This window comes from Vibrio sp. V01_P9A10T6, from assembly GCF_963877065.1.
GTDB classification, from domain to species: domain Bacteria; phylum Pseudomonadota; class Gammaproteobacteria; order Enterobacterales; family Vibrionaceae; genus Vibrio; species Vibrio anguillarum.
This window is the reverse complement of the sequence record NZ_CAWNTB010000003.1, coordinates 1-12,779: the sequence shown is the minus strand read 5'-3', so window position 1 is coordinate 12,779 and position 12,779 is coordinate 1. Positions and strand designations below refer to the sequence as shown.

11 protein-coding genes, 1 tRNA gene and 1 pseudogene are annotated in these 12,779 nt (G+C 42.2%); 7 read left to right on the top strand and 6 right to left on the bottom strand.

The genetic code is table 11. The annotated features are described in order from the left end of the window. Positions 1–1,051: pseudogene (locus AACQ21_RS00185) on the top strand (SgrR family transcriptional regulator); the annotation flags it as partial. 152 nt (positions 1,052–1,203) lie between these two features. On the opposite strand, the gene AACQ21_RS00180 reads toward AACQ21_RS00185, so the two are convergent. Further along, positions 1,204–2,808, bottom strand: coding sequence for an ABC-F family ATPase (locus AACQ21_RS00180; RefSeq protein ID WP_105976896.1), 1,605 nt, complete (start codon positions 2,806–2,808; stop codon positions 1,204–1,206). A gap of 267 nt (positions 2,809–3,075) precedes the next feature. Next, positions 3,076–3,471: a PPC domain-containing DNA-binding protein gene (locus AACQ21_RS00175; protein WP_105976895.1), complete on the bottom strand. Its 396-nt coding sequence runs from the start codon at positions 3,469–3,471 to the stop codon at positions 3,076–3,078. Positions 3,472–3,636: 165 nt separating this feature from the next. Between AACQ21_RS00175 and AACQ21_RS00170 the strand changes: the two genes are divergently transcribed. Together AACQ21_RS00170 and AACQ21_RS00165 are read left to right on the top strand one after the other, a co-directional pair. Next, positions 3,637–4,305 (top strand): glutathione S-transferase family protein, encoded by a 669-nt coding sequence (locus tag AACQ21_RS00170; protein WP_105976894.1) that lies wholly within the window; start codon positions 3,637–3,639, stop codon positions 4,303–4,305. Positions 4,306–4,427: 122 nt separating this feature from the next. Next, positions 4,428–4,877: an RNA-binding S4 domain-containing protein gene (locus AACQ21_RS00165; protein ID WP_181185547.1), complete on the top strand. Its 450-nt coding sequence runs from the start codon at positions 4,428–4,430 to the stop codon at positions 4,875–4,877. 58 nt (positions 4,878–4,935) lie between these two features. Here AACQ21_RS00165 and AACQ21_RS00160 read toward each other — a convergent pair whose 3' ends face one another. After that, on the bottom strand, positions 4,936–5,124 hold the full coding sequence (locus AACQ21_RS00160; protein WP_013867807.1) for a hypothetical protein: 189 nt from the start codon (positions 5,122–5,124) through the stop codon (positions 4,936–4,938). 35 nt (positions 5,125–5,159) lie between these two features. Then, positions 5,160–7,511, bottom strand: a complete 2,352-nt coding sequence (locus AACQ21_RS00155; protein WP_105976892.1) for a fatty acid cis/trans isomerase — start codon at positions 7,509–7,511, stop codon at positions 5,160–5,162. A gap of 256 nt (positions 7,512–7,767) precedes the next feature. Here AACQ21_RS00155 and AACQ21_RS00150 point away from each other — a divergent pair, with 256 nt between their 5' ends. Further along, complete coding sequence (locus AACQ21_RS00150) at positions 7,768–9,765, top strand: methyl-accepting chemotaxis protein (RefSeq protein WP_029189957.1); 1,998 nt, start codon at positions 7,768–7,770, stop codon at positions 9,763–9,765. Positions 9,766–9,928: 163 nt separating this feature from the next. Beyond that, positions 9,929–10,003: transfer RNA gene (locus AACQ21_RS00145), tRNA-Gly, on the top strand. An 80-nt stretch (positions 10,004–10,083) separates the two neighbouring features. On the opposite strand, the gene AACQ21_RS00140 is transcribed toward AACQ21_RS00145, so the two are convergent. Continuing rightward, the gene (locus tag AACQ21_RS00140; RefSeq protein WP_013867804.1) at positions 10,084–10,296 is read right to left on the bottom strand and encodes a cold-shock protein; all 213 of its coding nucleotides are present in this window, start codon (positions 10,294–10,296) and stop codon (positions 10,084–10,086) included. Positions 10,297–10,471: 175 nt separating this feature from the next. Beyond that, positions 10,472–11,836: a GGDEF domain-containing protein gene (locus tag AACQ21_RS00135; protein WP_105976891.1), complete on the bottom strand. Its 1,365-nt coding sequence runs from the start codon at positions 11,834–11,836 to the stop codon at positions 10,472–10,474. A gap of 114 nt (positions 11,837–11,950) precedes the next feature. Between AACQ21_RS00135 and AACQ21_RS00130 the strand changes: the two genes are divergently transcribed. Next, positions 11,951–12,319 (top strand): late competence development ComFB family protein, encoded by a 369-nt coding sequence (locus tag AACQ21_RS00130; protein WP_013867802.1) that lies wholly within the window; start codon positions 11,951–11,953, stop codon positions 12,317–12,319. 10 nt (positions 12,320–12,329) lie between these two features. Then, the gene (locus AACQ21_RS00125; RefSeq protein WP_181185546.1) at positions 12,330–12,614 is read left to right on the top strand and encodes an HlyU family transcriptional regulator; all 285 of its coding nucleotides are present in this window, start codon (positions 12,330–12,332) and stop codon (positions 12,612–12,614) included. Positions 12,615–12,779: the final 165 nt, after the last annotated feature.

The following is a 12,779-nucleotide window of genomic DNA, read 5'->3' as shown; positions in this document are numbered from 1 at the left end:
ATTCTCCCATCTTGATAGGATCAGCTCGCCCTCCAATTGGGTTATCGATATCTTTTTACAAAAAGCGGATAGTCGCTTACCGCTTCTTTTATCTGAATCATGTGCCAAGATTTTACTACCAGAGTCCAATCGTAGTGATAATTTTGATTTAATGCCGATTGGTACTGGCCCTTACAAAGTCATTTTAAATGATGAAAAACGCTTAGTTTTGCAAGCGTTTGATGGATATTTTGGATTTAGGCCTTTGTTAGACCGGGTCGAAGTGTGGGTGATTGACGAAGTACATTCTTCGATGGTTTTTCCTAGCTTATCGCATCCGATAAAAACAAAGCGAGGTTCATTTACAGAAGACGTGGATCTTGATCCCGGCTGTACTTACTTGTTACTCAATCGAAAAAATGGCGTCGCCGCGGATGTAAATTGGGCTCGCTACCTTACCAATAAGCTCAGTACTCTCAACCTATTTCGTCAATTACCAGAAGACAAAGTGGTCGAGTTGGGGGTGTTACCTGCTTATGGCCTGAAACCGGGCTGGTATCATCAGTCATCGGGAGATGTTGCCGCTACACCGCCGGGCGAGCGTTCGATCACCATTGCATATCATGCTCAACATCCTATGTTTCCAAGCTTAGTGAAAACAATACAACAGCTGTTAAAAGAAGATGGGATTTCGGTGGAGCTTGTTAAATATGATTTGACGGTTGAAGACACCGATGCTGTCGATGTTTGGGTCAAACCGATGGGAATTGCCAACCATAGAGAAGATGCGTTAGCAGGATGGTTACTTGATTACAGTGATATCGAGCATTTAAGCCGCGCTGAAGATTTTTCGTATTGGTGCCAGTTAGTGGATGAATGGCGCGCCGATCCAAATGCCATATTTCCGGCCAAAGAGATTGGCAAATCTTTGATAGAAAAACAGCAAGTTATCCCGATGTTCCACTGTTGGTTAGGGATAAGCAAAGATCAATGTGGTGCATTACAAAACGCGAAATGCAACGCGTTAGGCTGGTTTGATTTTAGCAATGTTTGGGTTAAACCAGAGTTATAACAAATTACAGTGATACCCAAACAACTTGGAGTTACAAGTAGGCGGCTTGTGGTCGATAAAATAAGCTAAGAGTAAACAGCAGAATCTAAATTATCCGTTGTTGCCGTCATTTCTGGCGGCAACAAGTATCAAGAATTATGACGTTGGTTTGATTACGCCGCAGCTAACAACTTCTGTTGATGAGCCAAGTATTCATCGTACGTTCCTTGGAAGTAGACCAACTGTTTGTTTTTCACATCAATGATCGAATTGGCCAGCGAAGAGACAAACTCGCGATCGTGGCTAACAAAAATCAGTGTCCCCGTGTAGGACTTTAGCGCGTTATTGAGCGCCTCAATCGCTTCCATATCCATGTGGTTGGTTGGCTCGTCCATGATCAGCACGTTGATATCTTGCATCATTAGTTTGCCAAATAGCAGACGGTTCTTCTCACCACCCGAGCAGTTTCTTGCTTTCTTATTCACATCATCGGCTGTAAAGAGTAGTCGGCCAAGAATGGCACGCACCATCAAATCATCATGTTTTACGGTGCGCCACTGCGAGATCCAATCAAAGATAGTCAGATCGTTATCAAAATCGACAGTACTGTCTTGAGGGCAATAGCCAATTGAGGCATTCTCAGACCACTTCACCACACCTTGGTTGGCCTGAAGCTCTTTGACTAAGCAGCGTAGAAAGGTTGTTTTACCGACGCCGTTTTCACCAATTACCGCCAAACGTGAGCCCGCCTCAAGCAGCAGATTACCACCGTTGAAGAGCTGTTCATCGTCAAAAGCGTGGCCGAGATTTTGTAGTTCAAGTGCAAGGCGATGCAGTTTCTTACCTTCACCAAAATCAATCGAAGGACTGATGCGGCTTGAGGATTTCACTTCATCAAGCTTGATCTTGTCCATTTTTTTTGCGCGTGAGCTAGCCTGTTTTGCTTTTGAAGCATTGGCACCAAAGCGGTTAACGAAGTCTTGCAGTTCGTTGATCTCGGCCGCTTTTTTCGCGTTGCCAGAGAGCAACTGCTCTCGAATCAAGCTTGACGCTTCAAGAAAATACTCATAATTACCCGGATAAATACGCAGTTCACCGTAATCAATATCAGCCATATGGGTACACACTGAGTTCAAAAAGTGACGGTCATGGGAAATAATAATCATGGTGCATTTACGCTGATTAAGTTCTTCAGCCAACCAACCAATGGTGTGGATGTCTAAGTTGTTGGTTGGCTCATCGAGCAGCAAAATATCTGGGTTGGCAAACAAGGCTTGCGCCAACAAAACGCGCAGTTTCCAACCAGGAGCCACTTGCTGCATCAAACCAAAATGAAACGATTCCTCAATACCCGCTTTCAACAAAATATCTCCCGCGCGACTTTCGGCGGTGTAACCATCCATTTCAGCGTATTCGCTCTCAAGCTCGGCGACTTTCATGCCGTCGGCTTCGCTCATCTCGGCTAATGAATAAATGCGGTCACGCTCTTGCTTGATCTCCCATAGTTTACGGTCACCCATAATCACGGCATCAATTACCGTATGCTGTTCGAAAGCAAACTGATCTTGGCTCAGCACACCCAATTTTAGCCCTGGTGTAATGGAGACGTTGCCTGAGCTGGGAGTTAACGCGCCACTCAAGATCTTCATGAACGTCGATTTACCACAGCCGTTAGCGCCAATCAAACCGTAGCGATTGCCGTTACCGAATTTTGCAGAAATGTTTTCAAATAAAGGCTCAGCGCCAAATTGCATGGTGATATTTGCGGTAGAGATCAAGAGAGTTTTCCTAGGTATTCAGTTTAGCGAATCAGTGATGTGCAGACGCCAAATCAGCAGAACATAAACAATGGTTAAATAGGCGGCGAATTATACAGAGTTATTACAAAAAGAACAGATGTGAGAGATAGCTCACAGACGGAAATTGCTCAACGTCGAATTGCCTATCGTTATTGGGGAGAAATGGGTGAATAAAAAACACGCTTCACCACATTTTACAGAATGCAGACTAGTATATGTGCATTCACTTTTATCATTAAAGGGATTTTAACAAGGTGCCACCAACTCACTGTAGCCCGTTTGATTATCAAATTCTCGCTCAAACACTAAGTTAGGGTAGGAATGTAAAATCAGCTCTGCGGTAGTATTGACAAAACAACCATCCAAAAGATGACCACCGATCACTTTGCCTGTTTTATCTGCAACCGCAATGTGCAAGTGTTGATGAGATGCGGTTAGCGTGCCTATCAAAGAGACAATTTCAAATGCATCAACAAGGTGTAGCTCTGAAGAGCCATCAGCGAGGCGGATGCGCACTTCAGATAGGCACCCGACACAAGAAGCGATGTTACCCGCTTGTATATTCTCTTGCTTTATCAACGCGGCAATGAATTGCTTTAAATCGTGGCCTTTTATTAAGCGAGACACTGTCACTTTTATCATAGAGAATTTGTTATAAAATTATGGTTATGTTTAGTTTATCGTACATGAGAGTTTACGTCTAAAGAGATTACTGCTTATATACCCTTGTTGATGCACAAAGTGGCAATTTTGCTATTTGCTTAAATCCGTTGAGCAACGTCCATCATTTCACCGAGGAGCCTAAGAATGATTGAACTGTACACCGCCGCAACGCCGAATGGTCAGAAAATCTCCATTGCATTAGAAGAAATGGGGCTGCCATACAAGGTCAACGCTTTTGATCTTTCAACCAATCAGCAAAAAGAGCCTGAGTTTACGGCCATCAATCCGAATGGACGCATTCCCGCAATTGTAGATAAAGCTAACGATGATTTTCCAGTATTTGAATCTGGGGCAATTTTGCTTTACTTGGCAGAAAAAACGGGAAAATTTCTGCCCGTAGATCCGAAAGCCCGCTCTCAAGTGATCCAATGGTTAATGTTTCAAATGGGAGGCGTAGGGCCGATGATGGGACAAGCGAACGTCTTCTTTCGTTACTTTCCAGAAAAAATACAACCTGCCATTGATCGTTACCAAAAAGAAGGGCGACGTCTATTTGAAGTCATGGATAGCCAATTAGAGCATCACCGTTATCTTGCGGGTGATGAATATACCATCGCCGATATCGCAACATGGCCATGGGTGAGAATTTACGAATGGAGTGGCATTAATATTGACGGGCTCGAGCACCTACAACGTTGGTTGGCGGAAATCGCGCAACGCCCTGCAGTGATTAAGGGGCTTACCGTGCCACCACCAAGTCAAGAAAGCGATGAACAGCGAGCGGAACGCATTCAGAAAATGGTGACAAGGTAACCTGAGTGATGTGTGTATGACAAAACGGTGGGCTTATCAGTTCAGTTGAAGTATTTAACTGTGGTTCCTAATTTGTGCGTTTAGCATTACACTGCGTGAAAATTCGTGATAAGAAAAGCGTAATGATTAACGATAAAGACACATTAGAAAACGAAGAAATTGAAATAGAGGCGATTGGTATTGAAGTTTCGTCGCAACCTATTGAGCTTTATAAGGTGTTAAAGATTGCTAACCTAGTGGATGGTGGCGGGCAAGCAAAATTCCTGATTAGCGATGGTTACGTGGCAGTCAATGGAGAACTTGAAACTCGAAAACGACGTAAAATGTACAATGGGGATTTTCTTGAATTTAACCAGGAGTACTACGTTGTATTGTGTGATCAACCCGTGCCTGAAGTACCTGAAACTGATGTGACGTCGGTAGTGGCAGCAACAAATGTGCCTAAGCCGAAGCAAAAGGCGTCAAAAACCAAATCGGCTAGAAATAAGCCGACGACCACAAAGAAAGAAAACTCCGATGCACCTAAAAGCAAAGATGCTGAAAGTGGCCGTAACTCAATAGACTTTTTCTAATTTTCTGTTTTTAATGATCTGATAAATAGACGGGAGCGATGTGGCTCCCGTCTTTTATTCAGCGCCATTCGTCATTTGTCGTCGAACCGCTATTTAACCCATTAGGATCATCATCAAAAGGGTGTTGTGCCTTATACAGTAACACTTCCAACTGATGTTCTAACTGATTGACTGTCTCATAGTCACCTTCAGAACAGGCTACATAAATTTGTTGTTCTAGTGCTTCAATGCTGTCGCGTATGGTCATTTGGCACCTCTCATCTCACCCATTAAAGGTGACTTTTATCTGTTTTCAAATCTATTGTAGTCAAGTAAACCAGATTCGACAGGTTGATTTTTTCGATACCATGCATGAACTTTATCGCTGAACGGCCAAAACTTCGAAGAACTGCGGCGAATAGCGAACCTATCGAGCAACTTAACGTAGTCCTGCTCATTTTGCATTTTACTCAATAAGATCACCAATTCTTCAATCTCGTGTTCATGCAGTGACAGATAAGCAGAAGGGTAACTGCCAATGACACCTCTCACTAGAGTCAAACCATCATTCGCTGGGTCACGGTTGCTTTGTTCATCAAATAGACTTGAAATATTGAGATGGGCGTTATTGTGCAACAAAGTAAAAAGTTGATCCTCTCCGTTTTCAGCCGTGATCATCAACATCATAATTTGTGGCACAGCCAGCAACCCTTCGCCTTTGATCTTATTAATGCTATTTAACATCTGTTCACTGCGCTTTGAAAAACCAGTGTCAATTATCGAATAACGATTTGATAACACAGGTTGAAGCTCAGACTTCAAAAGATCAAATAACTCAGATTTTGGATCTTGAGTGTGGTAAACAATACTGGTCGGTTGATCAAAAGGGGCAACGTTACGTTGCAAAAAGTCACTGAGTTGAGTGCTTTGATTTTGATACCAACTTGACTGCTCTTGGTGCCTTATCTCTCTAGGCAGCAGAGAGACAAAATTACTTTCACCTTCAAGACGCAGAAAATCCATAAACATGCGAGTAATGAGCTGGTGGCCGAAATTGCCGTAAACATCAAAACCCGCCACCAGTAAATAATGGATTCTTTCTAGTAGCGCATAGTCTAAAACCCATGCTGTTTTGGGTTTTTCTCCCACCAAACCTTGCACTACCGATGCACTATCGAAATGCCTAAAAATAGTCAGTGCCGCATTCGGGTTATAGCCATCACCCATCCACAGTACATCCGTTGTTAAGTTCTCGCCATTTTTGAACCACTGATTAGTAAATTCAGACTTTGCTTTCAAATAACGTGCTTGTTGATGCGCATAACGGACCCAATGAGTAATAGGCAACGTGTTACTTTCCAACTCGCTTGGCAGTTTTAGATTCGCGGCTTGCGATCGATAAAATTGATTCACTTCGGGTAAATCAGCTTTCTCTGGGTCTAAAAAGAACACCCAAAAATGGTCGTTAATAACATTCAGGGCTAGCTGGCCACGACACACTGGTCCTTTGATGAAAGCCATGATGGTGTTTTGAGCATTGTCTAACATAAATCGAAAGCGTGCTTTAACCGGAAGGGCATCAAATGCCGTCATCGGATTGGCGGCAACTTCAATATCATAGCTAGGTAAAACTGAGACTTGATAATTAGGCCGAATGAACCATGCCTGCCAATCATCAAGACGTTTTTTATTCAACGCATAGGGTAAATGAGTTTTATCTACGATACTGCCTTGCTCAGGGATCAAACGGTAGTAGACGCGTTCTACACCAGGATTATCGTAAGGACGCCTTGTCGCAATTCGGTTAACCGGCTCGCCCGGGGGCGTTGTCGAACGTATCAAAGTGAAAAATCTAGGCTGACCAGCAAGTTCAGAAAAATAAAGGTGAGAAAGAAAAAGATGCTCGTAGATATAACGAGCCATTAACTGATTCTTTGCTGTATCTTTATTTAAAAAGTTTTCGTATTGCGCAACCGATTTCTCCTGATCAGAAGTGAGCGGAATATGGCCATTCATGATTGCGCCATCTCTGAGCCACGTGAGTAGCGTATTGTATTCAAGAGGGCTAAGATTTGGCATGCCATAAGGCATTCCCCACGTTGGGTGATCTTGTTTGTACTGTTCGTACTCTTCAATTGTTGGGCAAACTTGTTCGCGATCTATCGAAAAATCAAAACCTTTTAGCTGATCTTGTTCTGGTAACGGATGTTCCTCTTTTTGCATTAATAATTTCGCGACTAATCCTGCTTCTAGATTCGCGGTAGGCGTTTGAGATCTCTCGTTCAGCACAGGATGAAAACCAAAATCTCGCCACTGCTCTGTGTATTGTGCATCTTCAAACAAGCGGGTAGGAGCCGACGCCGTCAGACGCGTACCATGATAAACCAACGCTTTACTGGCTCCACGATCAATCCCTTCAACTGAAGACATTTTTAGCTGGCAGGGCGCATCATAACAGGCGTGACAGACCACGCAGCGCTGATCGATGATGGGTTTAACATCATTTAAAAAGAAAGAGGCTTCTTTTGAATCTACTGGCGATTGTCTTGACTGAACGCTTGCTTCACCAAACAGTTGGTCATAGTTCAAGCCCGCATACATTGCACATCCTGAAAAAAACACGATGCTAAGAATAATAAGTCGATGAAAAGACATAACATGAGAAATTTAGGAATATTTGTCCCAATTAAAGCAAAGATTAACAAAATGCACCACAAAACGATGAAAATAGCGCATTAGGGATGATAAATCGCCCGAGTGGAATAAACTCCACAACTGAACGCACAATGCTCAATTTAGGGTTATAAGACGAGTATACGGGGTATACGGTAGACTCGCATTGGCTATACGCATTTAATAAACCCATTGAACCCGCTATAGTTAAACGAAGAAAATTTTGAGGAGTCAAAGGATGAAACTCTCGATATCAGGGAAGTTGCAATTAAGTTTTTTATTGCTGGTGGTGCTTCTTATCATTTCGACCTTTTTTACCTATCGCAGTATTACGCAAGTCGAAACTCACACCAATTCATTGCTACAAACGGATCTGCCAACCGTGAATACTAGCCGAAATATTCAGCAGTCGATGCAAGAGGTTATTTCAACGTTACGCGCCTATTTATTGGTGGGTTCTCAAAGTGCAGTGGGTGCAACGCAACTGACAAAACTTGAAACTATTATTGGACAGATGGACAAAACGGTACCGGTGTTAGAAACGCTGATTCTCAGTGAGCAATACACCGCGATCATAAGCGAATGGGCAGCAATCAAAGCGCATATCCAAGGCATCGTATTACTGAGCCAAAGTGAGGATAATTTACCTGCCCACACATTATTCATTAACGAGGCCGCCCCCATAGCAGAAGTTGCCCTTGACCAGTTACAAGGGCTGATTAACGACGAGTCGACTAACAAAGAAGGAGGGGAGCGGAAACGTCTCTTTAAATTGTATGCTGACAGCTATAATTCGTTAGCTAATGCACTGGCATCGTTGCGAGATTTCTTACTGTATGCGAAGCCTGAACATCTCGAAAAATATCAAGACCTGATTAACTCTCACAACCAATCTGTTGCTGAAATTGTGGAAAAGTCCTCTTTGCTATCGGATGATGAACAGAGTCTGTGGTCATTATTTAATGAGATGCAGCAGCTTTATTTCCCACTCGCACAGCAGGTGATTGCAATACGCCAATCTGAGCAATGGAACGGCGTCAATCAAAAAATGGCCACACAACTTATGCCTGCCGTAGATAAAATGACTAACCGTCTTGAAGATGTTATCGCCACTCAACAATCAAAAGCAGAGCAAAGTGGCGAAAGGATGAGTCGTAGCATTAGTAATGTGATTAACGTGTTATTTATCATGATTGCCGTGACTGTTTCAGTTGCTGTTTTGCTTTCCAATTACTTAGGTAAGAATATCGGCCGCAGAGTGAGTCGAATCGGAAAGAGAGCCGAAATCATTGCGGCAGGAGATGTCTCTCAACCAGCACTTTTGTGTGAAGGTAGCGACGAGCTATCTCAGCTTACCGCCGCGATAAACAATATGAACAACTCACTGCGAACGATCGTTCAGGGAGTCAGTACCAAAGCGCAACAGGTCAGTCAAAACATGGATGAGCTTCTGAACTATAACTCAAACACTCGGCAGCAAGTACAGCAGCAGCGAGCAAGTATTGAGCAGGTTACAGTACGTTTGAGCGATGTGGCGCAGTATTCTATGGCGACCGCAGAAAAAGCTGAACAATCTACGCAATCTCTTTTGTTATCACAAAATGAGCTCAAAGAGGGAGCCTCGGCGCTAGAACAAAATAGAAAGAGTATTGATAAGCTTGATCAAACCATACAAAAGGCAACGCAATTGGTGCTCGATCTTAGTCGAGAAAGCGAATCGATTGGGCGTGTGACCGAAGTAATAGAGGGATTAGCGGAACAAACTAACCTTCTGGCCTTAAATGCGGCGATTGAGGCCGCAAGAGCCGGAGAATATGGACGAGGCTTTGCTGTGGTAGCGGATGAAGTTAGGCTGCTGGCGACTCGAACCACTCAATCAACTACAGAAATTAACACTATTATAAACGCCATACAGTCAGCGACTGCGGCTGTGGTCAATGAAATTAACATGAGTCAGAACCTTGCCAATGAAGGTGCGGCGCAGACCATCCACGCCTTCAACAAAATGATGGACGTACAAGGAAAAATAACGGCGTTAGATAAGGAAATGCACCAGTTATCCTCGGCGGCCGATCTGCAACAACAATCAACACACCAAATGACTCAATTCATGCAAGAGGTTGTCAATTCGGTGGAAAGTGTGGCAAGTATTAGCCAAATCTCAAACCAAACGTCAGCGCAAGTAAAAGATAATGTCACTGTACTCAATCAAGAAATGGAAAAGTTCAAAATTTAAACGCAAGAGTAGATATTCAATTGAGTTAAAAACAACCAAAAGCACACAAATCTCAACCAATTGAATTTACTTTGTTTATTTACTGTTCGCTTGAACGGGTTTTGATAAAAAATGGGTTTTCTTTTTTGCTAACTGTGGCATAGTGACAGCGTCAATTCGGTGCGCGGGCATCGTATAATGGCTATTACCTCAGCCTTCCAAGCTGATGATGCGGGTTCGATTCCCGCTGCCCGCTCCATATTCTCGTATTTATCCAGTCTACTAGAAACAAAAAATCCACCCTAGAAAGAGTGGATTAGAGTCGTTCTTTTTAAAAATTTAAACGGGACTGACGCTCTCTGCTTGTGGCCCTTTTTGACCATCAGTGATTACAAAACTCACCTTTTGGCCATCGACTAAGTTGCGGCGCCCTTCACCTGTAATAGCGGAAAAATGTACAAATACATCTTTGCTGCCATTATCTGGGGTAATAAAGCCAAAACCTTTATCTTGGTTGAACCACTTTACAATTCCGTTTACTTTTTCACTCATAATCTTACTCTTGCTATGTTGTTTTGACGTTGCGAAACAGTTGCAACATGAATAACTTAACCAAAGTATTTTGCACAATCTAATGAAGTTTCTGTGAATGTGATGTACGCCTTGTTGAGTATCAAATTTTGCGATTTCTATACCAAAATGTGATGCATTAAATCAAGGTAACTGTTCATACTTCAACTCTATTTCTGCCGTTTTGTTTAGCTTTATAGAGCGCTTGATCCGCAATTTTTAACACTGCTTCAGGTTTTTCTGAGGCGTAGCTATCAGCAACGCCAATACTAACCGTAATAGAGACAAGATTTGATGGTGTTTTCTGCTCACGCTTCTTGGAACCGAGCTTATCGTCTTTTGGTCTGTCTTCTGCGTTCCTAATGACCATTTGGTACTGTTCAATATCTTTGCGAAGCAAATCTAAGTAGATTGCAGCTTGCTGTGCATTTTTTCCTTTAAATAGGATGGTAAACTCTTCACCACCGTAGCGATAAACACGCGCGTTTCCTTGAGTCAACAATAAACGGCTAGCAATCAACTTAAGCACATCATCGCCAGTGTCATGACCATAGTGATCATTGAACTGCTTAAAATGGTCTATATCTAGCATTGCTATCGTATATTTTTTGCCTAAGTATTTGATGTCAAGATCTAAGGCGTGGCGACCTGGGATACCCGTTAAGCGATCAATAAACGCCATTTTATGACCCGCCGAAATTAGATATAAGATCAATAAAACCCCTGCTAGAGAGAAAAGTGTGCTTGAGATATAACTCACGTGGAAAAAAATAAAGGTGACGGAGGAAAGTAAAATACTGGCGTAAATGCTGGTGTCTAAGATCTGGTTTCGCGTGAGCACAAATATTGCGGAGACCCCAATTAATGCCAAGAGGTACATCACCAACAAAAATGGCAATTTCGATATTTTCGGTATAGTTACTAAAAAAACTTGGCTAAAATTCTCAAATCCGCCATCACTGACGTACATCAAAGTAACAACGGCCCAAAACATTAACAGCAGCAAAATAGCGATGTATAAGCCATAAGTTTTACTCAATACAGTAGCATTACTTCCTAACGCATAAGGTACTAAACACAAAACGGGTAATAACAAACTTAATAACGAAAGCTCTAGCAAGGTTGTTCCCGTAGAAAGGGGCATCTGTAAGCGCCACTGGATGATTGCGTAGGCCACCATCATCGCTGTCGAGATCATAGCCAAACGCCCTTGCTTAAAAATGTGTCCTAATGCGATTGCTACCGTGAAAAGAATATAAGGCAGGTTACTAGCGAAGCCAATATTGGCGCTAGTGATCAGAATGACGTTTTCCATCCCCAACATAATGGCTATTAGCAACCCTATTGGGAATAAGAATCGAAACCAATGAGATGATACAAAACTTGTCGGCATTAATAATACAAATATGACCTTTGTGGCATTTAAAATTAAAATTGATAATAAGGCCCATAGCATACTTTTATTTAATAGATTGCCAAGCTTTTTGCTAGACTTACTAAATGAAAGCGAGCACTTGAACAAAGTTTAGACGACAACGTATCTAAAAGTTGTATAAAATCACCAAGGTACGCTAAGTTGTTACTGCTAAGTTCTATCTAAATATTTTGATTAGTACGAAGAGGAAGGAGTGTAAGGATGCAAATCAGTGTTGATGTACATAATTACATGGAAACACTTGTCGGACGCGTATTGGCTGAAGATAAGTATGTAAATCACTATGATAATGAGCAGCTTGCCGATCTTGCTTGCTTATCCCTTGCTCAATTGAGACCGATCTATATTCGATACGACATAGATTTTCTCTCTGCGCTACCTGAAGAAAAATTGGTCATACTTAAAGAGAATGCACAAGTTGCCGTTGAATCGGCGGAAAGCATGATCGTTAATGATCGACGTAGACACAGAGAAGATGATATTCCTATCATTCTAGGCCAATTGCGCTTTGACGATAACTTAGAACTAGAGTGGTTCGAGAAGCCGATTATTGAAACAAACAAGTCTTAAAGGAGTTCTTGTGGGATTTTTTTCTCGTTTATTTAATCAAGGGTCAGACAATGACTCAAAAATGAAACTTTTGGATCCCATTGAATATAAAGGTTTTTTAATTTACCAAGATGCAATGTCTGAATCAGGGCAATATCGTGTCGCTGGTAAAATTAGTAAAGATGTTAATGGTGAAATATGTACTCACCGTTTTATCCGCTCCGATGTCGTAGCTAGTAGAAGCGACGCTGATGAGCTTATGCTTAAAAAAGCAAAAATGCTCATCGATCAGATGGGCGAGAAAATCTTTTCCTAACATCGTCCAACTTGATAAAAATCATAATGAATATCCTCATTAGTCGATACCCTTATTCATTGAGTAAAATACATGGCTAATATCCTGTTTTTATAGAGCTTTGTGATAAGTGGTTCGACCTCTGCTTTGTTTGGATGTCGTTGTGTTTTTGTCTTTCACCTATGA